The organism is Streptomyces sp. Tek67B01 (assembly GCF_055231995.1).
Map to the genome: position 1 here is coordinate 4521883 of NZ_JBUYUY010000001.1, position 24030 is coordinate 4545912.

At 74.2% G+C, this 24030-nt stretch carries 23 protein-coding genes, 2 tRNA genes and 1 pseudogene; 21 read left to right on the forward strand and 5 right to left on the reverse strand.

All coding sequences use genetic code 11. From position 1 onward, the window contains the following. Positions 1-5 precede the first annotated feature (5 nt). Both ACV7NM_RS20325 and ACV7NM_RS20330 read left to right on the forward strand, forming a co-directional pair. Entirely contained in the window at positions 6-845 is an 840-nt protein-coding gene (locus ACV7NM_RS20325; protein WP_463411598.1) for a DUF1707 SHOCT-like domain-containing protein, read from the forward strand. 121 nt (positions 846-966) lie between these two features. Further along, the gene (locus tag ACV7NM_RS20330; protein ID WP_463411599.1) at positions 967-2343 is read left to right on the forward strand and encodes a DUF445 domain-containing protein; all 1377 of its coding nucleotides are present in this window, start codon (positions 967-969) and stop codon (positions 2341-2343) included. 115 nt (positions 2344-2458) lie between these two features. Here ACV7NM_RS20330 and ACV7NM_RS20335 read toward each other — a convergent pair whose 3' ends face one another. Beyond that, a complete protein-coding gene (locus tag ACV7NM_RS20335) occupies positions 2459-2761 on the reverse strand; it encodes a hypothetical protein (RefSeq protein ID WP_463411600.1) in 303 nt (100 codons plus the stop codon). Between the two features lie 280 nt (positions 2762-3041). On the opposite strand from ACV7NM_RS20335, the gene ACV7NM_RS20340 reads away from it, so the two are divergent. From ACV7NM_RS20340 to ACV7NM_RS20350, 3 genes are read left to right on the forward strand one after another with little or no spacing between them, the layout of a single operon-like run. Next, positions 3042-3578 (forward strand): GNAT family N-acetyltransferase, encoded by a 537-nt coding sequence (locus tag ACV7NM_RS20340; RefSeq protein WP_463411601.1) that lies wholly within the window; start codon positions 3042-3044, stop codon positions 3576-3578. A gap of 40 nt (positions 3579-3618) precedes the next feature. Further along, the gene (locus ACV7NM_RS20345; RefSeq protein WP_463411602.1) at positions 3619-4620 is read left to right on the forward strand and encodes a hypothetical protein; all 1002 of its coding nucleotides are present in this window, start codon (positions 3619-3621) and stop codon (positions 4618-4620) included. Between the two features lie 4 nt (positions 4621-4624). Beyond that, positions 4625-5095 (forward strand): very short patch repair endonuclease, encoded by a 471-nt coding sequence (locus tag ACV7NM_RS20350; protein ID WP_463411603.1) that lies wholly within the window; start codon positions 4625-4627, stop codon positions 5093-5095. Here ACV7NM_RS20350 and ACV7NM_RS20355 read toward each other — a convergent pair. Next, positions 5056-6066 carry an SEC-C domain-containing protein gene (locus tag ACV7NM_RS20355; RefSeq protein ID WP_463411604.1) on the reverse strand — a complete coding sequence of 337 codons (1011 nt, stop codon included), beginning with the start codon at positions 6064-6066 and terminating at the stop codon, positions 5056-5058. The genes ACV7NM_RS20350 and ACV7NM_RS20355 overlap by 40 nt on opposite strands. Before the next feature lie 56 nt (positions 6067-6122). Here ACV7NM_RS20355 and ACV7NM_RS20360 point away from each other — a divergent pair, with 56 nt between their 5' ends. The 4 genes from ACV7NM_RS20360 (at position 6123) to ACV7NM_RS20375 (ending at position 9373) form a co-directional block, all read left to right on the forward strand. Beyond that, the gene (locus ACV7NM_RS20360) at positions 6123-6965 is read left to right on the forward strand and encodes a class E sortase (protein WP_463411605.1); all 843 of its coding nucleotides are present in this window, start codon (positions 6123-6125) and stop codon (positions 6963-6965) included. A 171-nt stretch (positions 6966-7136) separates the two neighbouring features. Next, complete coding sequence (locus tag ACV7NM_RS20365; RefSeq protein WP_463411606.1) at positions 7137-7442, forward strand: DUF6412 domain-containing protein; 306 nt, start codon at positions 7137-7139, stop codon at positions 7440-7442. A 172-nt stretch (positions 7443-7614) separates the two neighbouring features. Continuing rightward, on the forward strand, positions 7615-8322 hold the full coding sequence (locus ACV7NM_RS20370; RefSeq protein WP_463411607.1) for a YidC/Oxa1 family membrane protein insertase: 708 nt from the start codon (positions 7615-7617) through the stop codon (positions 8320-8322). Positions 8323-8515: 193 nt separating this feature from the next. After that, positions 8516-9373 carry a fumarylacetoacetate hydrolase family protein gene (locus tag ACV7NM_RS20375; RefSeq protein ID WP_463411608.1) on the forward strand — a complete coding sequence of 286 codons (858 nt, stop codon included), beginning with the start codon at positions 8516-8518 and terminating at the stop codon, positions 9371-9373. Positions 9374-9505: 132 nt separating this feature from the next. On the opposite strand, the gene ACV7NM_RS20380 is transcribed toward ACV7NM_RS20375, so the two are convergent. After that, a complete protein-coding gene (locus ACV7NM_RS20380) occupies positions 9506-10621 on the reverse strand; it encodes a Gfo/Idh/MocA family oxidoreductase (protein WP_463411609.1) in 1116 nt (371 codons plus the stop codon). Positions 10622-10671: 50 nt separating this feature from the next. Here ACV7NM_RS20380 and ACV7NM_RS20385 point away from each other — a divergent pair, with 50 nt between their 5' ends. Continuing rightward, positions 10672-11772, forward strand: a complete 1101-nt coding sequence (locus ACV7NM_RS20385) for an ROK family transcriptional regulator (RefSeq protein ID WP_463411610.1) — start codon at positions 10672-10674, stop codon at positions 11770-11772. A 440-nt stretch (positions 11773-12212) separates the two neighbouring features. After that, positions 12213-12983, forward strand: a complete 771-nt coding sequence (locus ACV7NM_RS20390) for a hypothetical protein (protein ID WP_463411611.1) — start codon at positions 12213-12215, stop codon at positions 12981-12983. A 145-nt stretch (positions 12984-13128) separates the two neighbouring features. Here ACV7NM_RS20390 and ACV7NM_RS20395 read toward each other — a convergent pair whose 3' ends face one another. Beyond that, positions 13129-13332, reverse strand: coding sequence for a hypothetical protein (locus tag ACV7NM_RS20395; protein WP_463411612.1), 204 nt, complete (start codon positions 13330-13332; stop codon positions 13129-13131). Between the two features lies 1 nt (position 13333). Between ACV7NM_RS20395 and ACV7NM_RS20400 the strand changes: the two genes are divergently transcribed. From ACV7NM_RS20400 to ACV7NM_RS20415, 4 genes are all read left to right on the forward strand, one after another. After that, positions 13334-13543, forward strand: a complete 210-nt coding sequence (locus ACV7NM_RS20400; RefSeq protein WP_463411613.1) for a hypothetical protein — start codon at positions 13334-13336, stop codon at positions 13541-13543. 149 nt (positions 13544-13692) lie between these two features. Next, positions 13693-14472: an HAD-IIA family hydrolase gene (locus ACV7NM_RS20405; protein ID WP_463411614.1), complete on the forward strand. Its 780-nt coding sequence runs from the start codon at positions 13693-13695 to the stop codon at positions 14470-14472. 117 nt (positions 14473-14589) lie between these two features. After that, positions 14590-15192: a hypothetical protein gene (locus ACV7NM_RS20410; RefSeq protein WP_463411615.1), complete on the forward strand. Its 603-nt coding sequence runs from the start codon at positions 14590-14592 to the stop codon at positions 15190-15192. Between the two features lie 10 nt (positions 15193-15202). Beyond that, the gene (locus tag ACV7NM_RS20415) at positions 15203-15871 is read left to right on the forward strand and encodes a class F sortase (protein WP_463411616.1); all 669 of its coding nucleotides are present in this window, start codon (positions 15203-15205) and stop codon (positions 15869-15871) included. Positions 15872-15926: 55 nt separating this feature from the next. On the opposite strand, the gene ACV7NM_RS20420 is transcribed toward ACV7NM_RS20415, so the two are convergent. Next, positions 15927-16000: transfer RNA gene (locus tag ACV7NM_RS20420), tRNA-Lys, on the reverse strand. Between the two features lie 186 nt (positions 16001-16186). On the opposite strand from ACV7NM_RS20420, the gene ACV7NM_RS20425 reads away from it, so the two are divergent. The 6 genes and pseudogenes from ACV7NM_RS20425 (at position 16187) to ACV7NM_RS20450 (ending at position 23988) form a co-directional block, all read left to right on the forward strand. Further along, positions 16187-17791, forward strand: a complete 1605-nt coding sequence (locus ACV7NM_RS20425; RefSeq protein WP_463411617.1) for a peptidoglycan-binding protein — start codon at positions 16187-16189, stop codon at positions 17789-17791. Between the two features lie 1418 nt (positions 17792-19209). Next, entirely contained in the window at positions 19210-20688 is a 1479-nt protein-coding gene (locus ACV7NM_RS20430) for an SPFH domain-containing protein (protein WP_463411618.1), read from the forward strand. A gap of 213 nt (positions 20689-20901) precedes the next feature. After that, positions 20902-21492 (forward strand): lytic polysaccharide monooxygenase auxiliary activity family 9 protein, encoded by a 591-nt coding sequence (locus ACV7NM_RS20435; protein ID WP_463414003.1) that lies wholly within the window; start codon positions 20902-20904, stop codon positions 21490-21492. Between the two features lie 26 nt (positions 21493-21518). Next, a pseudogene (locus ACV7NM_RS20440) lies at positions 21519-23190 on the forward strand (AMP-binding protein). A gap of 49 nt (positions 23191-23239) precedes the next feature. Continuing rightward, positions 23240-23851 (forward strand): hypothetical protein, encoded by a 612-nt coding sequence (locus ACV7NM_RS20445; RefSeq protein WP_463411619.1) that lies wholly within the window; start codon positions 23240-23242, stop codon positions 23849-23851. A gap of 63 nt (positions 23852-23914) precedes the next feature. Beyond that, a tRNA-Lys gene (locus ACV7NM_RS20450) sits at positions 23915-23988 on the forward strand. Positions 23989-24030: the final 42 nt, after the last annotated feature.

Sequence of the window (24030 nt, forward strand, 5' to 3'; positions counted from 1 at the left end):
GTCGCATGAATGACGAGCGGCCGGAGAAGCCGTTGACGGAGGGGTCGTTGCCGGAGAAGTCGTCCCCGCAGAAGCCGGTGTTCGAGAAGCCGGTGATCGAGAAGCCGGTATCGGCGAGGCCGGTGTTCGAGAAGCCGGTGCCCGAGGTTGCGCTGCCGCAGCTACGGGCCTCGGACGCCGACCGGGAACGGGTGGTGGAGCGTCTGCGGGACGCCGTGGCCGAGGGTCGGCTCGACATGGACGAGTTCGAGGAGCGGCTGGAGGCGGCCTACACCTCGCGGACGTACGCGGAGCTGGAGCCGCTGACCCGCGACCTGCCCGCGGTGGGCGCGGCCGCGCCGTTGGCATCGGCGCCGTCCCCGCCCCCGGTGGAGCGGGCGGGGTCCGGTGCGGCGTGGGCGGACCGCATCGGGGGCGAGGCCACCTGGTCGACGGGGATCGCCGTCATGTCCGGGTTCCAGCGCAAGGGCCGCTGGACCGTACCGGCGCGGTTCGACGCGTTCGCGTTCATGGGCGGCGGCGAGCTCGACCTGCGCGAGGCGAACTTCGCCCAGTCCGAGGTCGTGATCAACTGCGTCGCCGTGATGGGCGGCATCGAGATCACCGTGCCGCCGGGCGTGGAGGTCGATGTGCGGGGCATCGGGTTCATGGGGGCGTTCGACCAGCGCGAGAGCCAGGACGCGCCGGAGCCGGGCGCACCGCGCGTGGTGGTGACGGGTCTGGCCCTGATGGGCGGGGTCGAGGTCCGGGTCAAGGAGCCGAAGGCGCCCAAGGGGCTGAAGGGGGCCAAGGGGTCCAAGGGAGCCGGGTCCGTCGACGGGCCTTCGCTTCGGAAGGAGCTGTAAGGGGCTCCCGGAGGCCGCCGGCGCGCCGGGAACTCCTCGGACCTTCGGCAGCCGGATGCTGTGCACACAAAACCGGCCATCGGGGGAAGGCAGGAGCTACGTGGAAGACGTGGACCATCGCATGGACTCGAAGACGGGTACCGGGACCGGGACCGGGACCGGCGCCGGCGCCGGCACCGGCACCGGCACGGACAGCGGTAGCGGTACGGCTGCCGGGCCCGGTGTCGCGCGGGGCGCATTCGTGTTCAGCGCGGCGGACGAGGAACGGCGACACGGCGTCCGCCGGATGAAGGCCACCGCGACCGGCCTGCTGACACTGGTGGCGCTGGTCTACGTACTCGCCAAGTGGGCGCAGCACACCGGCGCCGGCGGCTGGGCCGGCTACGTCGCCGCCGCTGCCGAGGCGGGCATGGTCGGCGCGCTCGCGGACTGGTTCGCGGTCACGGCCCTGTTCCGGCGTCCGCTGGGACTGCCCATCCCGCACACCGCGATCATCCCGACGAAGAAGGACCAGCTCGGCGTGTCGCTGGGTGAGTTCGTCGGCGAGAACTTCCTCTCCCCGGAGGTCGTCAAGGCCCGGCTGCACGCCCTGGGCATCGGCGGACGACTGGGCTCCTGGCTGGCGGACCCCGCGCACGCCGAGCGGGTCACGGCGGAGATGGCGACCGCCCTGCGCGGCGCCCTGACGGTACTGCGGGACTCCGACGTCCAAGCCGTGGTGGGCGAGGCGATCACGAGACGGGCCGAGGGAGCAGAGATCGCGCCGGGGCTCGGCAAGACCTTGCAGAAGGTCGTCGCCGACGGCGGTCACCACCGCGCCGTGGACCTCGTCTGCGCCAAGGCCCACGACTGGCTCGTCACGCACGGGGACTCGGTCATGGACGCGGTCCAGGGCGGCGCCCCCGGCTGGACCCCGCGCTTCGTGGACCGCAAGGTGGGCGAGCGCGTGTACAAGGAACTGCTGCGCTTCGTCACCGAGATGCGGGACATGCCGGAGCATCCGGCGCGCGGCGCGGTGGACCGGTTCCTCACGGACTTCGCCGCCGACCTGCAGTCGGACACGCGGACCCGCGAGCGGGTGGAGCGGCTCAAGTCCGAGATCCTGGCGAGGGGCGAGGTGCAGGACGTCATCGCCTCGACGTGGGCGGCGGTCCGGTCGATGATCATCGCGACGGCGGAGGACGAACGCAGCGAGCTGCGGCTGCGGGTCAGGGGCTCCCTGATGTCCCTGGGCGCGCGGCTGGCGACCGACGGGCGCCTCCAGGACAAGGTGGAGGGCTGGATCGAAGGGGCGCTGGTGTACGTCGTCACCACCTACCGGACGGAGATCACCTCGCTGATCACCGACACGGTGGCGGGTTGGGACGCCGAGCACACCTCCCGCAAGATCGAGGCGCACATCGGCCGCGACCTCCAGTTCATCCGCATCAACGGCACGGTGGTGGGCGCCTTGGCGGGCCTGCTGATCTACACGGTCTCGAAGGCTCTGGGCGCGTGAAGCCCGGGGCGGCCGGGGCGGCCCCGCGCGACGGCGCCACACCGACCCGCCGCACCGGCCGCACCCGGCCCACCCGCCTCGCGGGCCACCGCCACCCCAGCCAGCGGTCTGGTCGCTAGCCGTTCCGGTCGGCCACGACCCAGGCCGCACCCGCCACGATCCCCGCCGCGCCGAAGACGGCCGGCCACGCGCCGACCTTCTTGGCCAGCGGGTGCGCCCCCGCGAAACCGGCCAGGTACAGCGCGCCGAGACCGGCGGCCGCCGGGGCGCCGCCGCGCCGGTGCCACTCCCGCCCCGCCGCGACCCCTGCGGCGCCCAGTACGACCCCGCCCAGCGGGCGCTTCTTGGTCCAGCGGGCCACGGCGTACCCGCCCACCAGTCCGGCCGCCGCCACCATCGAGGTCGGTACCCGCTCCATGTCCACCGCGTCCACTCCCTATGTCCCCAAGCGCGTCGTATCCGTCCGGCTTACGAGGCTAACGCGGCCCTCTGACACCCCGACGGGCATCCATGCCGGCCAGTGCGCCCACGCTGCTCAACGCGACCGCCGGGCCCACGACACGGAGCGGGCTGAGGGGATTTGTCGCACACTCGCCGGATCCGCCTGATACGCCGCGCAGGGAACCCGGACCGCATAAATTCACTCTCCCAAGACAAACAGGAAAATTTCCGCCAACGCGTCCAGGAGCCCGGACATCGTGATCTGCTACGGACAGGCCGTCCTCGACCTCGTGGACGAACTGGTCGACGCCTACGCCGACGTCTTCTCCGCCCCACCGTGGAACGAAGACGAAGAAACCATTCGCCAGTTCGCGGCCCGCCTCCCCGCCGACGCCCGGCGCCGTGGTTTCCGTACCGCCCTAGCCCAGTCCCCGGCCGGCATCGACGGGTTCGCCACCGGCTGGCTCACGCCGGCCGCCTTCCCGAAGAACCGCGCCTACGGCCAGGTCGCGGCGCAGCTCGGCCCCGCCCGGGTGAAGGCTCTCCTCATCGGCGCGCTGGAGATTGACGAACTCGCCGTACGCCCCTACGCGCGCGGCCGGGGCACCGGACGCGACCTCCTCACCGAGATCACGGCCGACGCCCCCGACCGGCGCGCCTGGCTGCTGACCTCCCGGCTGGCCCGGGACACGGTGGCGACGTACCGCCGCCTGGGCTGGCACGAGGTCGCCGCCCTGCCCGGCACCGAGACGGGCGTGATCGTGTTCCTGGCCCCGGACCACCCGAGCCGCTGACCCGGGGGTATCACGTCCCGCGGCCGGGCATATCCGCGCCATGATCACCACGACGCCCCAGCGGCTGGCCCGGCGCCGGCTCAACATGGCCACCCGGCACCAGCTCACGACCGCCGCGGGAGTACCGGGCGGCACCGTCACCTCCCGCACCCGCCCGGGCGGGCCCTGGCGGCGCTTACTGCCCCGGGTCTACCTCCTCCAGACCGGGCCCCCGGACCAGCGTCAACGCGCGCTCGCCGCGGTCCTGTACTCCGCCGAGCCCACGGCCGACCCACTCTCCGGCGACACGGCCGCCCTGACCGGCGGCGCCGCGCTCGCGCTGCTCGGCATCCGCGAAGCCCCGTACACCCCCGCCGACGTATTGATCCGCGCCCCGCGCCGGCTCACCGCCACCGCCGGGGTCCGTCCGCTGGCCACCTCCCGCTGGCCGCGCACCATCACCGTGCGCGGCATCCCGAGCACCCGGCCGGTGCGCGCCGCCGCCGACTACGCCGCCCGCGCCGACGACCCCGACCGCATCCGGTCGACGCTCGCGCAGGTCGTCCAGGCCGGCTGGTGCCACCCGCACGACCTGCACGCGGAACTGCGCGCCTCCCGCCTCCTGGGCCGCCCGGCGGTCCGTTCGGCGGCGTCGGAACTCCTGGCCGGCGTCCGCTCGATCGCCGAGGCCCGGGCCCGCGACACCCTGATGGCGACCGGCCTGCCGACCCCGCTGTGGAACGCCCGCCTCCACACCCCGGACGGCACCTTCCTGGCCAGCCCGGACGCCTACTGGCCCGACGAGGGCGTGGCCCTGGAGATCGATTCGGCCGAGTACCACTACGCGCGCGACGCTTGGCACGCCACCCTCCGCCGCCGGCTGCGCCTGGAGGCCCACGGCATCCTGGTGGTCAGCGCGACGCCCTCCATGATCCGTGACACCCCGGCGGAGGTCCTCGCCGCGCTGCGCACCCTCCTCGCCCTCGCCGCCCACCGCCCCCTGCCCCCGACCGCCCGGGCCCGCGGACACGTCCAGTTGGAGCTGCCCGTTCCGGGAGAATGACGGTGTGGAACCCCTTGAGAGCACCCCGGCCGTGCGGGCCCGGATGAGTCGGCAGAAGAGCAAGGATACCGGGATCGAGCTCGCCCTGCGGCGGTCGCTGCACGCCGCGGGACTGCGGTACCGGGTGCACCGGCGCCCTGTGAAAGGGGTGCGCAGGGAAGCCGACATCGTGTTCGGCCCGGCGCGGGTCGCGGTCTTCGTGGACGGCTGTTTCTGGCACGGCTGTCCCCTGCACGCCACCTGGCCGCGCAACAATCCCGAGTTCTGGCGCGCCAAGATCGAGGGGAACCGGGCCCGAGACCGCGACACCGACGCCCGCCTGGCGGAGGCCGGTTGGTTGGCCGTGCGGGTCTGGGAGCACGAATCGGCGGGGGAAGCGGCCCTGCGCGTGGCGGCGGCGGTCCGGGCCCGCCGCCCGCGTGCGTCTCCTGCGGGTCAGACGATCGGCGTGTCGCCGCCGTGGCACTCCGGGTAGGGCTTGCCCGAAGCGCACCAGCAGGGGGAGGTGGGGGTCGGGGGCCAGGGGGTGGCCTTGCCGCGGGCGGCGAGGGTGGTGGCGTACTCGGCCAGGAGGCTGGGGGAGGCCGGGGAGGTCTTCTCGGAGGCGGCGAACGCCTCGTAGGAAGGGACGCTGGCCGTGACGATGCCCAGGTTGGTGGTGCCGGAGGCGGCCAGGGCGCGGAGGGACGCTTCGATCCGGTCCAGGTGCAGCGCGTGCGAGGGGTACTCGGCGGCGAGGGTCGGGTAGCTGGTCAGGAGTTCGGCGAGTTCGCGCTGGGGCCAGTGGAGGATCGCGACCGGGAAGGGGCGGGAGAGCGCGGCCCGGCGGTCGCCCAGTTCGGCGCGCAGGCGGGCGATCTCGGCGCGGAGCTCGGCCGGGTCGTCGGAGCCCAGGGCCCAGATGCGCTTGGGGTCGTGGAGTTCGTCCAGCGGGATGGGGCCGATGTGGCGGGTGTCCGCGACCATGTCCCAGTCGTCGTGCGGGCGGCCGAGGAGGCGGCGGACGCGGTGGCGGCCCGTGAGGAGCGCGGTGGTGGCCCGGGTGAGGGGGGCGTTCTCCGGGATCAGGAGGGTGACCGCCTGGGTGAAGCACTCCTCGGAGGCGGTCAACTCGTCGTGGTTCTCCAGGGCTTCCGCGATGACCTCCCAGGGGGCCGGGTCCGCGGGGGCCGCCGTACGGATGCCCTGGATCAGTGCGCGGGCCTCGGCCTCGTGGCCGTACTCCCACAGGTTCGAGGCCTGGAGCGCCTTGATCAGGTGCGGGTCGTCGGGGTCGGAGGCGAGGAGTTGGTCGTAGAGCGCGCTTGCCCGTTCCCGTTCGTCGGCCAGTTCGAGGTGGGCCGCGGCCTGGAGGAGCAAGGGCTCCTGGTCCTCGGGGTAGCGGGTCGCCGTGCGGATGAGGCGCTCGGCTTCGGCGATGTGCTCGGCAGGCGTGTCGGGGCGCATGGTTCACACCGTACTGCCGCTGGTCAGTTGACGGGGGAGGTCTTAAGGTGCCGCCCGTGCGGGATCACATACCTGTGGTGGTGCAGGGGCGCGGCCGGCGGGGGCGCCGAGCCGGTCTCACGGGGGTGCTGTGGGGGGTCGCGGAAGTGACCGTCACGGTGGGGGTGGTGGTGTTGTTGCTGGTGGTGCACCAGGTGTGGTGGACCAACCGGCAGGCCCTGGCGGGCGCGCGGGAAGAGGTCCGGGCGCTGGAGCGGGGGTGGGCGGCGCCCGAGCAGGCCGCCCCGCGGTCGCCCGAGGAGGATTCGGGGCCGGAGCCCGGTCGGCGGGCGTCGGACGCGCCGGACGCTCAGTCGGGGGCCGGACCGCAGCCGTCGCCGTCCGCCGCCCCGGTGGGCGGGCCGGCTTCCGCTTCCGGCGGCCCGGTCCGGGGGGCCCGGCCGGCGCCGGCGCCCGAGCGGGACCAGTCGTACGCCGTACTGCGCATCCCGCGCCTCGGGCTGGTCGTGCCCGTCGCGCAGGGGGTCGACAAGAAGGCCGTCCTGGACAAGGGGTACGTCGGGCACTACCCCGGGACCGGGCAGCCGGGCGCCGAGGGGAACTTCGCGCTGGCCGGGCACCGCAACACGCACGGGGAGCCGTTCCGGTACCTGAACCGGCTCAGGGCGGGGGACGAGGTGACGGTCGACGTGCGGGGCCAGAGGTACACGTACGTGGTGGGGCGGGTCCTGCCCGAGACCACCGCGCGGGACACGGGTGTGGTGGCTCCCGTGCCGCGCAGCGTGGTGAAGCCGGAGTACGGGTACAGCGCGCCCGGCGCGTACATCACGCTGACCACCTGCACGCCCGAGTACACCTCGACGTACCGGCTGGTGGTGTGGGGGACGCTGAGGCGGTGACGGGAGGCGGTGGTGCGAACCGGGGACGCGAACCGCTGACGTGCGGGGATCCGGGAAATCAAGAGATCCGCGATGCCGGGAACCGGGGCGTGGGCCGGGCCGTTGTGTCGGTACGGGAGTTCGTGACTTGAGTTCGTGCGGGTGGGCGGCGGAGCGGAAGGGGTGGGCGGCATGTTCGGGCGTTTCTTCGGGCGTTTCCTCGGGCTGTTCGTGACGCTGCTGCTGCTCGGGGGCTTCCTGGCGCCGCTGCTCGGGGAGAGCGGACCGGTCGGCGTGGTGGCGGTCCTCGCGGCCGTCGTCGCGGTGGGCGCCGCCGCCTTGGCGGCGGGCCGTGTCCGCCTCGTGCCGCCGCACCGAATACGTACCGCGATCCGTGATCGCGAGCAGCGCACGGCGTTCCTGCCGCAGCGTGACCCCGACGCCTCGGGCCGGTCGCGGCCCCGGGCTCCCGGCCGCCTCGTCCCGACGGCCGCGTAGGGGCGCGCAGTACAGGGCCGGGCCGGCAGGCCTCGGCCGGTGGTACGGCCGGGTGGTAGCCGGTTGCCGGTACCCGCCTTCCGCTCATTGATCATCTGTCGTCGCCCCTCGCGGGTCGTCACGCCGAAACGCATCACTTTCGACGTTGGACGAGACCCCTCGGAGGGCCCGCGTGTCCGTTTTCACCCATCTTGTTGCCGAGTTGGGCCGGCTGTTGGAGCCGGTACTGGCCGAGTCCGCGACCGCCGTGGCGATCGTGTTGTTCACCGTGCTCGTACGCCTCGCGCTGCACCCGCTGAGCCGGGCGGCCGCACGCGGTGCGACGCCGATGGCCGGCTGCCTGCCCCTGCTGTTGCAGCTGCCGGTGTTCTACGTCATGTACCGCGCCTTCTCGTCGGCGGAGGTCGGCGGGACGGTCAACGAGTTGCTGGGGCACCGGCTGCTCGCCGCGCCCCTGGGGGACCGGTGGGCCGACGCGCTCGGTGAGGGCGGGGTGTTCGGGGCGCCGGGGCTCGTCTTCCTCGGGCTGTTCGCGGCGATCGCGGCGGTGGCGGCTTGGAGCGCGGTCCGGGGGCGTCGGGCGGCACGGGTGTCGGCCCTGGTGGGGGCCGGTTCCGTCGGTGGTTCCGGTTCCGGTTCCGGGGCGAAGGCGGCGGTCGCGGGTCGCGGCCTGCCGGGTGGGGGCGCGGGGGCGTTGACCGCGGAGCAGGAGGCGGCGATGCGGAAGCTGGGTGGCGTACTGCCCTTGCTGTCGTTCGGGACGCTGATCACCGCCGCCGTCGTACCGCTCGCCGCCGGGCTCTACCTGCTGACCACCACGGCGTGGTCGGTGGCCGAGCGCGCCTGGCTGCAACGGCGTCCGGCACCGGTCCGCGGCTGAGCGAGAGCCGCTGCGGGGCGGCCGGGGCGGCCGGGGCGGGCGACTGACGGAGGGCGCGTTCCAGTCCGTGAACAGGGTCTTGCGGATTGGCCGGACATCTTGGAGGATCGGCCAATCCTCCGATGGCCGCAACCCATCGTCCGGCCCGGGGCATGCCCATGGGTCGACCACCCTCGACCACGGGAGAATGCCCATGAAGCTGCTGCGTGTCGGACCCGTCGGGTCGGAGCGCCCCGCGCTGCTCGACCAGGACGGAACCCTGCGGGACCTGTCCGGGCTGATCACGGATGTGGACGGCGCGCTCCTCGCCGACGACTCCGCGCTGTCCCGGATACGCGACGCGGCGGCGCCCGGGGAACTCCCCGCGCTCGACGCCGAAGGGCTGCGCATGGGTTCGCCGATCGGCCGCATCGGCAAGGTCGTGGGCATCGGACTGAACTTCTTCGGGCACGCCGCCGAGATCGGCGCCGAGCCGCCGGCCGAACCGATCCTGTTCCTCAAGGCGCCGGACACGGTCGTCGGCCCGGACGACACGGTCCTCATCCCGCGCGGCAGCGTGAAGACCGACTGGGAGGCCGAGCTCGGCGTCGTCATCGGCGCCACCGCCCGCTACCTCGCCTCCGCCGAGGAGGGTCTGGCGCACGTGGGCGGGTACACGCTGGTCAACGACGTATCGGAGCGCGAGTTCCAGACGGAGCGCGGCGGTACCTGGGACAAGGGCAAGAACTGCGAGACGTTCACCCCGCTCGGTCCCTGGCTGGTGACCGCCGACGAGGTCGCGGACCCGCAGGACCTCGGCGTCCGGCTCTGGGTCAACGGCGAGCTCAAGCAGGACGGCAACACCTCGGACCAGATCTTCCCGGTCGGGGAGGTCGTCCGGTACCTGAGCCAGTTCATGACCCTCTACCCCGGTGACGTCATCGTCACGGGCACCCCGGCCGGCGTGGCCATGGGTCAGCCCGAGCCCAAGCCCTACCTCCGCGCCGGTGACGTCGTGGAGGTCGAGATCGACGGTCTCGGGCGCCAGCGCCAGGAGTTCAAGGGCGCCTGACCGGGCCGGCGGTCGGATCGACGGTCGGATCGGCGGCGCGGGAGGGGCGGGCCCCCGGGGGGCGGCCCGCCCCTCCCGCCTGCCCGCCGGGGCGGCGGTCGGGCCGGGGCCGTCCCTCCCGCGTCGGAGCCCTTACGCCGGGTCGGCGAGTGCGAGCGTCACCGTGACGCCCTCGTTCGACGACCGGCGGGCCGCCTCCAGTACGGCCAGGCAGTGCGCCGCCTCACGCGCCGTCACCGGGGCCGGGCCGCCCTCGCGCAGGGCGGCGGCCACCGCCGCGTAGTACGCCGGGTAATCGCCCGGCGCAGTCGGCAGGGGGGTTCCTCCGCCGGTCAGCGGGGATTCCCCCGCGCCCAGCCGGCCCCACAGGTGTTCCGGCTCCACGCCCCACGCCCTGCCGTCGTCCGCCCTCGGCCGCAGCCCCTCGCGCAGCGCCGCCTCCTGGGGGTCCAGGCCGTACTTGACCCAGCCGGCGCGCGAGCCGAGCACACGAAAGCGCGGACCGAGCTGGGCGGTGGTCGCGCTGACGTACAGGTGCGAGCGGACGCCGCCCGCGTGCGTGATCGCGATGAAGGTGTCGTCGTCCGCCTCCGCGCCCGCACGGCGCACGTCGGTCTCCGCGTAGACCCGTACGGCCGGGCCGAAGAGCACCAGCGCCTGGTCCACCACGTGGCTGCCGAGGTCGTACAGCAGCCCGCCGATCTCCTCCGGCGCCCCCGACTCCCGCCATCCGCCCTTGAGCTGCGGCCGCCAGCGCTCGAAGCGGGACTCGAAGCGCTGGACATCGCCGAGCTCGCCGTCGGCCAGGAGCCCGCGCAGGGTGAGGAAGTCGTTGTCCCAGCGGCGGTTCTGGAAGACGGACAGGAAGGTGCCGGTGCGCTCGGCCAGTGCGGCCAGTTCCTCGGCCTCGGCGGCGGTGGCGGCCAGCGGCTTGTCCACGACGACGGGGACACCGGCGGTGAGGGCGGCCCGGGCGAGGGGAACGTGCGTCTTGTTGGGGGAGGCGATGACGACGAGGTCCACGGGATCGGCCCCGTCCCCGCCCTCCCAGAGCTCGGCGGCGGATTCGGCGATCCGGACGCCGGGGTACGCCTCGCGCGCTCGGGCTTGGCGCTCGGGGTCGGAGGTGACGACCGCGTCGAGGACGAGTCCTTCGGTGGCGGTGACGAGGGGCGCGTGGAAGACGGAACCGGCCAGTCCGTAGCCGACGAGTCCGACGCGCAGGGGGGAGGTGGCGTTCAGGGGCATGGGTCATACTTTGGCAACAGTGTTGTGGAAGTGCAAGGAGAGGCGGCGGGGTGAACCGGGGCAATCGGGACGGCGGGGGCCGCGGCGGGGTCAACCTGCCCGCGGTGCGCGGGCACAACGAGGCGCTGCTCCTCGGCCTGCTGCGGGGCGCGGGGCCCGGTGGGCTGGGCCGCGCCGACCTCGCGGACCGTACGGGGCTCACCCCGCAGGCCGTCAGCAAGATCACGGGGCGGCTCGCGGCGGAGGGCCTGGTGGCGGAGGCCGGCCGGAGCGCGTCGACGGGCGGCAAGCCGCGGACCCTGCTGCGGCTGGTGCCGGACGCCCGGCACGCGGTGGGCGTGTACCTGGACCGCGACGAGCTGACGGCCGTACGGGTCGACCTGGCGGGCGGGGTCGTCGCGCGGTGGCGCGGCCCGCTGGACTTCGCGGCGGGACCGGACGCGGCGGTGGAGGCGGTGCTACGGGCACTCGATCGGGTTTCCGTCCCGGGCGGGGCGGGGGCGCCGCTGCTGGGGGTGGGCGTCGCGGCGCCGGGCCCGCTGGACTGGCGGGACGGGGTGCTGGGGCGGGTGACGGGGTTCCCGGAGTGGGCGGGGTTCCCGCTGCGGGAGGCGCTGGCGGGGCGGCTGTCGGAGACCGCGCCGGTCGTGGTGGTGGACAAGGACACCAACGCGGGGGTGGCGGCGGCGGCCGGGCGCGAGCCGGGCAACTGCGCGTACCTGCACCTCGGGACCGGTCTGGGCGCGGGGCTCTGGCTGGAGGGTGCGGTGTTCCGGGGGCCGCGCTCGCTGGCGGGGGAGTTCGGGCACCAGGTGTTGGAGCTGGACGGACCGCCGTGCCGGTGCGGGGGGCGGGGCTGCGCGGAGGCGCTGTGCCTGGCGGCGCTGGAACGGGGGGACCTGGCGGGGGCCGCGCGGGTGCTGGGGGAGGGGGCGGCGAACGTGGTGGCGCTGCTGGACGTGGACCGGGTGCTGCTGGGCGGCCGGGTGGTGGAGGCGGAGCCGGGGGTGTTCGTGGAGGGGGTACGGGCGGTGCTGGGCCGACGTCGGACGGGGGCCGCGCCGGTGGTGGCCGCGGTCGGGGCCGGGGCCGGGGTGTCGGAGGGGGCGGCGGAGCTGGTGCTGGGACCGGTGTTCGGGCGGGGGGTCTGACGAGGCGCCGGTGCGGCCGGTGGGCCGGGACGGGCGGGGCGGTCCGGCGCGGTTCGGGTGCGGCGCCGTCGCGCTGGGGCGGCCCCGGCTGCGCCGGGCTTTCCGAGGCTCCGCCCCCGGACCCCGCGCCTCGAACGCCGGCGGGGCCGGTGTTGGTCCCGCGCCTCGAACGCCGGCGGGGCTGGTGTTGGTCCCCCGCCTCGAATGCCGGCGGGGCTGACGTTGGCCCCGGGCCCCGCGTCTCAATCCGCAGCGGGGCTGGAGCTCTCCGCCCCGGGCCGGTGTGGTCGGCCCGCGTCCGATCAGGCGTAAAGGGGGGTGCCGTGCGCGCGGCTGGGGATCGGTGGGGTGGGGGCGTGGGAGAGTGCCGGGCGGGGCGGGGTGATTTTCACCTCGTCCGATCATCAACGTTTCCGTCCGGCGAGCTGCGAAGGTCCTCCATGCGACTGCGCGAAGCCCTTGCCCCTCCCGCCCTGTTGGCCGCCGCGTTCCTCTGCCTCCTCGCACCCGGCTCCGCCGCCGCCGACATCGGCAACGGCGGCGGTGCCCGCCCCGCCCCCGCGCTGCCCTCGCGCGCGAAGGCCACCTGCGGGGACGCCAAGAGCAGCGCCTTCCCCATCGGCGCCCGCATCCGCGGCGGCCCGGCCGTGTACCGCACCGGCGGCGGCCCGCAGACCTGGTTCCTGGACCTGACCAACACCACCGCCGGCACGTGCACCGCCATCCACCCCGTCCTCGTCTTCACCGACAAGGCCCGCACCCTGCGTCCCGCCCACCTCCGGATGGACTTCGAGACCCCCGACGGCCCCCACCCCGTCACCCTCGAACGCAGCGACCGCGACGAGATCATCGCCGTGTTCGACGGCGGCGAGGCGTTCACCGGGTTCACCATCGGCGCCGGCGGCTCCCGTACCGTCCGCGTCTCGCTCGCCTTCGCCGCCGACGCCCCCCACGGGGAGGTCCTCGCCGACGCCGCCGTCGTCCAGCGCAAGGGTGACGACGGGGACTGGGTGGGCGAGGCGGGCGGCTACCGGTTCTCCGTCGAGGGACCGGAGGACGAGGCCGTCGAGGCGGGCTCGCTCGCCCACACCGGCCCCCGCCCCTGGGTGTCCGCCGCGGCCGCCGTGGCCACCCTCGGCACCGGCGGTACGCTGCTGCTCGGCGCCCGCAGGCTGCGCGCCCGTACCGAAGGCTCCCGCGCCGAGGGCTGACGTACCGAAGGCGCCCGCACCGAAGCCTGACGTACACCCGGCCGACGTACAGTCCGAGGGTGGAACACCAGAGCCAGAGCCAGCCCCACCGCCCCGGACAGGCCGTGCGGTCCGGCATCCCCGAGCACGGGCGCATCCCCAAGTACTAGTGGGCCGGCTGGGCCTTCACCACCGACGAGTTCTGGACCCAGTCGCAGCGCGACCAGTGGCGCGAGCTGAACGTCCGCTCCCGTGACGTCTTCGCCGTCGCCGACTCCGACGAATGGGACGACAAGAGCCACACCGGCTCCTTCGACTCCACGCTGATCACGCCCAAGTGGCCGGTCACCGGCGGCTCGACCGGTTCCACGGTGAACCTCACCTACCGGACCCACTACCGCCACGAGGCCGGCCAGACCGCCCAGGTCCTGGTCTCGTACGACGGAGGTACGCCGACGGTCGTCAAGACGTACGCCGCCGACGCCGTCGCGAAGAGCGAGTCGCCGGCCCTCCAGGTCCCCGCCGGAACCACCGACGTGCAGGTCCGCTTCCGCTACAGCGGGACCAACAACTGGTATTGACGGTCGACAACGTCAAGCTCGGCTGACGCCGATCTCCCCGTCCCTGTCCGGGCCGTGGACGCGCCCCGCGTCCACGGCCCTTCCCCGTTAGGGTGGTACAGACCAGAGGCCCCCGAGGTCAGAGGCCCCGCAGAGCGGAGAACAGTCCCGTGGCAGAGCGCAAGCCGATCGAATCCTGGCTCACCGACATGGACGGGGTCCTCATCCACGAGGGCACGCCGATCCCCGGCGCCGATGCCTTCATCAAGCGGCTGCGCGAGTCCGGCAAGCCCTTCCTGGTGCTGACCAACAACTCCATCTACACCCCGCGCGACCTGCACGCCCGCCTCAACCGGATGGGCCTGCACGTCCCCGTCGAGAACATCTGGACGTCGGCGCTCGCCACCGCCAAGTTCCTCGACGACCAGCGCCCGGGCGGGACGGCCTACGTCATCGGCGAGGCCGGCCTGACCACCGCCCTGCACGACATCGGCTACGTCCTGACCGACCACGAGCCGGACTACGTGGTCCTCGGCGAGACCCGTACCTACAGCTTCGAGGCCATGACCAAGGCCGTCCGCCTCATCAACGGCGGCGCCCGCTTCATCTGCACCAACCCGGACGAGACCGGCCCCTCCGTCGAGGGCCCGCTGCCCGCCACCGGCGCCGTCGCCGCACTGATCACCAAGGCGACCGGCAAGCAGCCGTACTTCGCGGGCAAGCCCAACCCGCTCATGATGCGGACCGGTCTGAACACCATCGGAGCGCACTCCGAGAGCAGCGCCATGATCGGCGACCGGATGGACACCGACGTACTCGCCGGCCTCGAGGCGGGCATGCAGACCTTCCTCGTCCTGACCGGCCTGACCTCGGTCGAGGACACCGAGAAGTTTCCCTACCGTCCGACGAAGACCGTCGACTCGATCGCCGACCTGGTCGACCTCGTCTAGCCCGCGAGGCCGCCGACCCGCCGGGCGGGTGCGGCTGACTCGTACGGTCCAAGAGTGCGCCGCTCCGGATGCGGAGCGGCGCGCCGCGCGTGAACCTCCTTGATGAGGAGGTTCACCATGCGCAGTGCTCTGATCGCTCTCCGTGCCACCGGGGTGGCCGTCGCCCTGACGGCCCTCACCGCGGTGACCGCGCCCGCGGCCGTCGCCGAGGACTGGGGTCGCGGTGGCGTCTCGGTCCGGCCGGACCCCGCCGAGCCCGGCGATCTGGTCAAGCTGGAGGTGCGGGGCTGTGACGGCGGCTGGGCGTCGGCCAGATCCTCCGTCTTCGTCTCCGAGGTCCACCTTTCCCCCGGACACGACGACCGCCACGCCCTGTGGGGTGACGCGCTGATCGCCTCGCACGCCCAGGCGGGCTCGCACGAGATCCACGTCAAGTGCGATGGCCGCGACGACCGGGTCAGCGGCTCGGTCCGCATTCGCGAACGCCACCACCCCGACCCGCACCACTCGCCCGTCTGGCCCGTCCACGCGGGTGGCGGCGCGATGGCCGCCGAGGTCGCCAAGACGACCGAGCTGGCGGCGGCGCCCGCGAAGAAGAACCACGGTGGCGACGGGCCGGGGCTGCCCCAGACGGTGATCGGCGCCGTCCTGGCCGCCGTCGCCACCCTCGCCGTCACGGGCAGGGCGCTGGCGCTGCGCCGCCGTCGCGGCAGCGAGTGAGGGACCGCCGGTGAGCGAGGAGCCCCGCGGCTCCGGCGGCTCCCGCCTGCTGACGTTCGCCGCGTGGACGGTGTTGGTGCTCGGGCTGTGGCTGTGGGGGCGGGAGATCACCGGTGTCCCCGTACCGCCCGGGGGGCAGGCGGGGGGCGGCGGGGCGGCGGCCCCCGGCCTGCCCGTGGCACACGCCCCGCTGGCGGCGGCCCCGCCCGCGCGGCTCGACGTCCCGTCCCTGGGCATCCAGGCGCCGGTGATCTCGCGCGGCCTGGACCGCGAGGGGGCGATCGAGCCGCCCCCGTACGAGAACCCGGGCACGGTCGGCTGGTGGAGCGGCGGCACCCAGCCGGGCAAGGCCGGGACCGCCCTGCTGGTCGGCCACGTCGACACACGGGCGAAGCCGGCGGTGTTCTACGGGCTGAGCACGGTCGGGCGGGGCGACAAGGTCGGCGTGGTCCGGGCGGACGGTTCCGTGGCCGAGTTCACGGTCGAGGACGTACGGGTCTACGAGCGGGCCGGCTTCGACCCGCAGAAGGCGTACGGCCCCAAGGTGGCGGGCCGCGCCGAGCTGCGGCTGGTGACCTGCGGCGGAACCTACGACAAGACGGCCAAGGAGTACTCGGCCAATGTGGTGGTCTCCGCCTACCTGACGGGGGTGAGGACGAGACCCGGTACGGCGGTTTGAGGGACGGGAACGAAGAAACCCCCGCAGCTTTCGCTGCGGGGGTTTCTCCCGTCTGTGCGCCGCCAGGGACTCGAACCCCGGACCCGCTGATTAAGAGTCAGCTGCTCTAACCAACTGAGCTAGCGGCGCTTGGTGACAGGCAAAACTCTACCCCACCTGCGGGAGTGCTCGTGACCAGCCGCGCCCGTGCTGTCCGATTAACCCATGTTTGGGGGGTTTGTCGTGCACGATATGTCTGGGCCGACGCGAATCTGATGCCCCGCCAGACGCGTGCCCGGCGGACGAGTGGACGAGCAAGGGGAGTGGACGGAACGCATGACGACGCAGCCTCCGGTGCATGTGCAGATGGCGCCATCGATGCGGATGCCGGTCTTCGAGGAGTACGAGCCCGGGGGCGATTGCGTCTGCCTGGGCTGCGTGCAGCGGCGGCGCGCCCTGGCCCGCGCGCGGGCCATACCGCTCCGGGACGGCGGACACCCCGCCGCGCGCGGCGCCCGACGCGCGCTGGTACTGGCCACGGCGGCCGGTGTGGTGCTGAGCGGTGGCGGCGCGACCGCCCTGGCGACGGCCCGTCCGGCACCGGGCCCGGGCCCGGTGAAGCCGGCCGGACCCGATCCGACGCGTCCGACGGCGCCACCGGGACACGCCAAGCCGGGCGGCCCGGGACACGGCAGGCATGACGGGCCGGGGTCTGTGAGACCGACCGGGCCGGTGCACGTGACGCCCGACGCGCCGGGACACGGGAGGCCGACCGGGCCGGTACACGTGGCGCCGGTCGCGCCGGGGCGCGCGCCGGGGCACGGGAAGCCCGACGCGCCGGGGCCCGGACATTCGGACGTACCCGGGTCCCCCCAGGGCGGGCGGGCGCCGCTGCACGGACCGAAGGGGACACCCGCCAAGCCGCCGGGCCTGCCCGGCGCGCCCACGGCGGTGCGGCGGATCGACCGGGCGACGATCATCAACCGGGCGAAGGTGTGGCTGGAGGAGCAGGTCCCGTACAGCATGTCCGACTACTGGTCGGACGGATACCGCCAGGACTGCTCGGGCTTCGTCTCCATGGCCTGGAACCTCGGCTCGAACGAATGGACCGGCAGCCTCGACAAGTTCGCCAAGAAGATCACCAAGGAGGAGTTGCTGCCGGGGGACATGCTCCTCTTCCACAACCCCTCCGACCCCAACAACGGCTCGCACGTCACCCTCTTCGGAGGCTGGGTCGACGAGACGCGCACGCACTACATCGCCTACGAGCAGACGCGCCCGACCACGCGCAAGCTGGCGACCCCCTACGGGTACTGGAACAACGCGACGAAGTACCTCCCGTACCGGTTCACCGGAGTGACCGGCGGCCTCGTGGCGGACGGGACGGGAACCGACCCGAAGCCGACGGCTCCGTCCGCCTTCCCCGGGGCGGGAATGTTCGGGCCGGGCGCGAACAACGAGTACGTGGCGCGCCTGGGCCGGATGCTGATCGACCGGGGCGGGCGCCGCTTCTACCCCAAGGGCCCGAGCACGAAGTGGAGCGAGTCCGACCGGTCGGCGACCCAGGCTTTCCAGCAGGCGCAGGGTTGGACGGGCGCCGAGGCCGACGGCATCCCGGGCGCGCACACCTGGCGGCTGCTGGTCGAGGGGCAGGGCAACGACATCGTGCCCCTGCCCGACGCCGCGCCGGGCCCCGGCGGTCACCCCGCCTACCCGGGACCGGCGGCCTTCCGGCCGGGGCAGTCCGGCCCGGCCGTCGCCGCCCTCGGCCGCCGGTTGGTGGCGAAGGGGTTCGGCAAGCACTACCCGTCCGGCCCGGGCTCGGTCTGGAGCGAGGCCGACCGCCGCAACGTCGAGGCGTTCCAGCGCGCGCAGGGCTGGCGCGGCTCCTCGGCCAACGGCTATCCGGGCCCGGAAACCTGGCGCCGGCTGTTCGCATGACGGAGGCAACGATGTACCCCACGCGCACGACGACCACGACGGGCACCTTCCCCGTCCCCCCGTTGCAGACGGCGACCGCGACGCCGCCGCCGTCGACCGACCCGCGCCGGACGCCGCGCCCGGGCCGTTGGACCACCCGACCCCACTCCCACCCCACGGCCGTTCCCCCACCTCCGGGCCCCCCTGCCCGTCCGGCGGTGACGGCCTGGCCGCCGCCTCCGCCCCCGATGGTGGTGGCTCCGAGCCAGGCGACGACGTCGAGCGGGCCCGCCGCCCCGACGCCGCCGGCCCGCCCGGCGGCCCCGCCGGTGACCGCGCCTCAGGCCGCGCCCCCGTCCGGGAACCCGAGCCCGGGTGCGTCCTGGTCCGTGGCGTCACCTCCGACCCGTGGCCCGGACCCGACCGCCCCGCTCCCTCCCACCCGGCCGACGCCCCCGCCGCGGGAGTCGGCTCCGTCCCAGGCCGCGACCTGGACGGCGGCCCCGGACCTGAATCCGGCGCAGGACCCGACCTGGGAGCCGAGCCCGGCCCGGATCGCGCCGGCCGGTCCCGGCGCGGCTGCGGCCCCGTCCCAGGACCCGACCGATGCGAACCCCGGCCGGACTCGGGCAGCGGGGTTCGATGCGGCCCCGCCGCCGTCCCCCGCCTCCGCACCGGCAGAAGACCGGCCCACGGCCCCGAAGGGGACCCCGGTCGCGGTGCCGCAGGCGGCTTCGACGGCAGAACCGGCCGCGCCTGTTCCTCCCACCCGGCCGACAACCCCGTCCTGGGACCCGAGCCCTGCGCAGCACCCGGGCCGGGAACCGGGCGCGGCTACGGCAGTGGCTTCGCCGGCGCTCTCGACTGCGCCCCCGGCCCGGGGCCTGAGCCCCGCTCAGGAGGAGGCATCCATCTCTGAGCCGGTCGCGTCCCAGTCCTTGGCCCGGTCGGGAGCCCCGAGCCCGGTGCAGGAGGCGGCTCCGGTGGCGGATCCGCGGGAGGCCTTCCGGCCGGAGCCCGTCGCGCCCCTTTCTTCCACCCGGGCGGGAGCTTCGGCTGTGGCTCCGGACTCTGCTACGTCAAGGACCCCGGCCCCGAAGCAGGCCCCGAATCCGACAACGGGTCGCGACTCGTTGTCGGCGGTGGTGCCCGGTCCGGCCGTGACACCGGCGGCGGCGCCGCAGGCGGCTTCGGCTCCGGTTCCCGCGCCCGCCGCGCCCGCCACACCCCCGTCCCCTGCCCGTGCGGCGACCCCGGCCCCGCAGGCGAGTCAGTTCCCGGCTCGGGGCGTGGCCCCGTACCCGGCGCCGGCAGCGGTCTCGAACGCAGAGCCCCCGTCCCCTGCCCGGGCGGTGGCGGCGCCGGCCCCGCACGCCGTCACACCCCCGGCGGCTTCCGTCCCGGCCTCGTGCGCCGCGCCCCCCGCCCCCGCTCGGGCAGTGGCTCCGGACGCCGTCCCGAGCGGGGGCGGTGTCGCGCACTCCGCCACCGCCGTGCCCCCGCACCCGGGTACCGCTCGGGAGAACGAGGCCGCCCGGGTGCCGGTGCCGGCAGTCGGCGAGCGGCACGACCGGTCGGAGGTCGACGCCCCCGACGCGGAGCCGGTGCTCGCCGCGGTGGGCCGGTCCGGACCGGCCCACGACGCACCCCACGATCCGCAGGCCGAACACCCGCGTCCGCACCCGGACGGCATCCCGGCCGCCCGGGCACAGGGCGAGCCCGGTTCGTACATCCCCCATCCCCAGGACGAGCCGGACCCCGCAGCCTCCCGCCAGGGGATCGTCGCGGACCTCGTCGGCCGTGCCGTCGCCCGCGTGCTGGACCCCGGCGCCAAGGAGGACCGGGGCGACACCGTCGATCTCCCGCGCGTCGAACCCGTAGGCGGCGCCGCCGTCACCGCCATCCCCGTACACCTGCCGTTCCTCGGGCAGTTGCGCCAATCGCCCCCGGCCGCCGGCCCCCTGCCGCAGCCCTCGACCCCCGGGGCCAAGCCGTACGCCGCCGGCCGCCGCGTCCCCAGGGGCGACGACAGCCTCCGCGAGCACCGCGGACCCGTCCTGCCCGGCTGGTTCGCCGTCGGCATCGGCGCTCTTGCCCTCACCGGCTGCGCGGCGGTGCTCTGGCGGGCCGGCGCCGTCCCCGACGTCCTCGCCGTCGCCTTCGGGGCGCCCCCCCGCGCCTACCACGGGCTGCCCGCCACCTCCTGGCCCCCGCTCGCCTTCCTCGGCGTCGTCGCGCTGCTGGCCCTCGGCGGGCTCGGCCGCGCCAAGGCCGGCCACGCCTGGGTGCTCACCCTCTTCGGCCGTTACCGCGGCACCGTCCGCCGGACGGGGCTGACGTGGGTCAGCCCGCTCCTGCTGCGCCGCCGGGTCGACGTACGGCTGCGCCACTGGCGCAGTGAGCCCATGCCCGCCGTGGACGCCGGCGGCCTCGCGCTACAGGCCGTGGTGCAGGTGGTCTGGCAGGTCAAGGACACCGCCCGGGCCACCCTCGCCGTTGCCGACCACACCGAATACCTCGCCGAGCAGGTGGAATCGGCCATGGCCCGGGTCCTGTCCCAGTTGCCCGCCGACGCCTTCCACGAGGGCGCCCCCACCCTGCGCGACGCGGAGGCCGTCGGCGACGCGCTGACCCGGATGGTGGCGGCCGAGACGGAGGCCGTCGGGATCGAGGTGTTCTCCGCCCAGCCCACCCGCATCGAGTACGCCCCCGAGGTCGCCGAGGCCATGCGCCGCCGTCGGGTCGCGGCGATCGACGCCAGGCACCGGGACACCGTCTTGACCTCGGTCGTCGACGCCGTCGACGACACCGTCCACCGGCTCACCTCGCGCGGGATCGTCGAGCTGGACGACTACGAGCGCAAGGCCCTGGTGAAGGACCTGACCGTCGCCTTCTACACGGGGCGCGGGGACCAGTAGCCGTCGCGCGGGGGAGCGACGAACAGGGAACGGGTGGCCGGTCATGACCGGACCACCCGTTTTCCCGTTGGTATGGACATGGCCAACTCCCGTCAATAACCTGGAACTTGGTCTAGACCTGAACGCCATCCCCATCGCACTCGACCCCACGCGTGCGCACGCTCTCCCGTCTGACTCCCCCCACGTCCAAGGAGCATCATGCGTCTCCTCCACATGCCCAAACGGTCCGCCACCGCGCTCGCCCTCGGCGTCCTGGCCACCGTCACCTTCGCCGGCGCCCCCACCGCCAGCGGTCACGGCTACACCGACACCCCCATCAGCCGCCAGAAGCTCTGCGCCAACAAGAGCGTCCCCGACTGCGGTCCCATCCAGTGGGAGCCGCAGAGCGTCGAGGGTTACAAGGGCTTCCCGGCCGCCGGCCCCGCCGACGGTCAGATATGTTCCGGCGGCCACAGCGAGTTCGCCCAGCTCGACGACCCGCGCGGCGGCACCTGGCCCGCCACGAACGTCACCGCCGGCCAGAGCTACTCCTTCCGGTGGCAGTTCACCGCCAACCACTCCACCACGGACTTCAAGTACTACGTCACCAAGAACGGCTGGGACCCGACGAAGCCCCTCACCCGGGCTTCGCTCGACCCCCAACCCTTCCTCACCGTCGCCTACAACGGCGCCCGCCCCGCCATGACCACCGTCCACCAGGGCACGATGCCCAGCGGGAAGACCGGCCGCCACATGATCCTGGCGGTCTGGACCGTGAACGACACCCCCATGGCCTTCTACGCCTGCTCCGACGTTCAATTCTGACGCAACGTCAGCTAATCTCCGGCGGCATGCGGACGACACCCGAAACCGTCGCGGAGCTCATAGCGCGCCAATGGGGCGACCACCGGCCCGGGCTGAAGTACGAGCACACCGTCCTCACCCACCACGAGAGCGCCCAGCGGGCCGCCGCGCGCGCCGCGCTGCTCGTCGACCTCCTGCCACCGGGGGCCGAGCCGCACATCGGGGTGCTGCTCGACAACACCCCCGAGTTCCCCTCCTGGCTCGGCGCGGCGGCCCTCGCGGGGGCCGCCGTCGCCGGGATCAACCCCACCCGGCGCGGGCCCGAGCTGGCCCGCGACATCCTGCACACCGACTGCCGCGTCCTGGTCACCGAACCCACCCACCTGCCGCTGCTGCGCGGCCTCGACCTGCCCGGGGTGCGCATCCTGGTGACCGGCGGCGAGGAGTACGCCGACCTCCTCGCCCCCTACGCCGACGCCGCCCCCGGCGAGGCGACGCTGGGCGGCGGCCCGACCCCCGGCTCCCGCCTGCTCCTCTACTTAACCTCCGGCTCGACCGGCGCCCCGAAGGCGGCGGTGTGCGGCCAGGGCCGCCTGGCGGCGGCCGGGGCCTCCCTGGCCGACACGCTCCGGGTCACCCCGGACGACGTCCACTACATCTGCATGCCCCTCTTCCACGGCAACGCCGTCATCGCCGACTGGCTGCCCGCCCTCGCCGGCGGCGCCTCGGTGGCACTGCGCCGTCGCTTTTCGGCCACCGCGTTCCTGGACGACGTACGGACCCACGGAGCGACGTACTTCACCTACGTCGGCCGGGCCGTCCAGTACATCCTCGCCACCGAGCCCCGCCCCGACGACCGCGACCACACCCTGCGCCTGGGCTTCGGAACCGAGGCCGGCGCGGTGGACGCGGCCCGCTTCGCCGAGCGGTTCGGGGTCCGGCTGGTCGAGGGCTACGGGGCGACGGAGGGCGGCGCCTCCGTCCAACGCACCCCCGACACCCCGGCCGCCGCCCTGGGCCGGGCAGCGCCCGGCGACGACCTCGCCGTCATCGACCCGGAGACGGGCAAGGAGTGCCCACCGGCCCGACTGGACGGACGGGGTCGCCTCCTCAACGGGGAGGAAGCCATGGGCGAGCTGGTCAACCGGGGCCGCAACCTCTTCGAGGGCTACTGGCGCAACCCCGACGCGCAGGCGGCCCGTACCCGCGGAGGCTGGTACTGGACCGGTGACCTCTTCTTCCGCGACCCCGAGGGCTTCCTCTACTTCGCGGGGCGCACCGACGACCGGCTGCGGGTCGACAGCGAGAACCTGGCAGCGGCGGTGATCGAGAACGTCCTGGCCCGCTGGTCCGACGCCTCGGCGGTCGCCGTGTACGCGGTCCCGGACGAGGTCGCGGGGGACCAGGTGATGGCAGCCGTCGCCCTGCGCGAAGGCGCGGCCTTCGACCCCCGAGCTTTCGCCGCCTTCCTCGCGGCCCAACCCGATCTCGGCACGAAGATGGCCCCCCCGCTACGTCCGCGTCCTCGCCGCCCTGCCCGTGACGGCGACCAACAAGATCCACCGAGTCGCCCTGCGCCGAGCCGGGTTCCTCGTCCCCGACCCGGTCTGGTGGCGCCCGCCGGGCACCGACGACTACCGGACCCTGGACGAGGACGACCTGCGCACGCTGCTGACCACGTACGAGACCCAGGGCCGCCGGGACCTCCTGGACCGCTGAGGCAACCCCCTGGCGCGGGCATTCGTCTTGCAGACCGAAGGGGGGTGCGATGAACGCGAAGACGACGGTCGCCCTCGGCCGGTCGGTGGCGGCCGGGGCGCTGTGCGCGCTGCTCGCCGCATGTGGCACGCACGTCGCGGGCCGGTCGGCCGGTCCGCCGTCCGGCGTCTCGGCGCCACCGACCTGCGCGCCCGAACTTCCCACCGAGGAGGACACCGGCGGTACGCCGAACATCCCCACCGAGGAGGAGACGGGCGGCGTCCCCAACATCCCCACCGAGGAGGACACGGGTCCGCCGAACCCGCCGACCGACCAGGACGCCGGGGCTCCGGGGCCGCCCACCGACGGTGAGACGCCCTGCCGGGTGGTCGACGGCTGGTACGACATGACCCGCGACTTCAACGAGTACTACGCCCATCACCGCACGGACGAGGACACCCTCATGCCGGCGGGCAGCGTCAGCCGGGTACGCATCCGGAAGACGGCCGGAGCCAACGAGGCCTGGATCACGTTCTCCACCGGATCGGTCGGCAAGGGCGAGGGGGAGGACGCCCGCCGGGTGGCCCGGGTCTTCGGCGCCTGGAGGCACGAGGTGTTCGGCGACCGGGGCACGGTCGGGGTGCGGACCGAGCAGGACGTCAAGGTCACCACTTCCTGGTGATCGGTGGGGGCCCGCTATTGGTTTTGAGCACCCTCGGGGACCAGGTAGTATTTTCTCTGTCAGGCGCCGCTAGCTCAGTTGGTTAGAGCAGCTGACTCTTAATCAGCGGGTCCGGGGTTCGAGTCCCTGGCGGCGCACCTGTACTTCGGGCGGTTCCCGGTTCACCGGAAGCCGCCCGA

Coding starts and splice junctions, on each gene's coding strand:
- ACV7NM_RS20325 (WP_463411598.1), top strand. CDS start 6: ATGAATGACGAGCGGCCGGAGAAGCCGTTGACGGAGGGGTCGTTGCCG.
- ACV7NM_RS20330 (WP_463411599.1), top strand. CDS start 967: ATGGACTCGAAGACGGGTACCGGGACCGGGACCGGGACCGGCGCCGGC.
- ACV7NM_RS20335 (WP_463411600.1), bottom strand. CDS start 2,761: ATGGAGCGGGTACCGACCTCGATGGTGGCGGCGGCCGGACTGGTGGGC.
- ACV7NM_RS20345 (WP_463411602.1), top strand. CDS start 3,619: ATGATCACCACGACGCCCCAGCGGCTGGCCCGGCGCCGGCTCAACATG.
- ACV7NM_RS20355 (WP_463411604.1), bottom strand. CDS start 6,066: ATGCGCCCCGACACGCCTGCCGAGCACATCGCCGAAGCCGAGCGCCTC.
- ACV7NM_RS20365 (WP_463411606.1), top strand. CDS start 7,137: ATGTTCGGGCGTTTCTTCGGGCGTTTCCTCGGGCTGTTCGTGACGCTG.
- ACV7NM_RS20375 (WP_463411608.1), top strand. CDS start 8,516: ATGAAGCTGCTGCGTGTCGGACCCGTCGGGTCGGAGCGCCCCGCGCTG.
- ACV7NM_RS20380 (WP_463411609.1), bottom strand. CDS start 10,621: ATGCCCCTGAACGCCACCTCCCCCCTGCGCGTCGGACTCGTCGGCTAC.
- ACV7NM_RS20390 (WP_463411611.1), top strand. CDS start 12,213: ATGCGACTGCGCGAAGCCCTTGCCCCTCCCGCCCTGTTGGCCGCCGCG.
- ACV7NM_RS20410 (WP_463411615.1), top strand. CDS start 14,590: ATGCGCAGTGCTCTGATCGCTCTCCGTGCCACCGGGGTGGCCGTCGCC.
- ACV7NM_RS20425 (WP_463411617.1), top strand. CDS start 16,187: ATGACGACGCAGCCTCCGGTGCATGTGCAGATGGCGCCATCGATGCGG.
- ACV7NM_RS20435 (WP_463414003.1), top strand. CDS start 20,902: ATGCCCAAACGGTCCGCCACCGCGCTCGCCCTCGGCGTCCTGGCCACC.
- ACV7NM_RS20445 (WP_463411619.1), top strand. CDS start 23,240: ATGAACGCGAAGACGACGGTCGCCCTCGGCCGGTCGGTGGCGGCCGGG.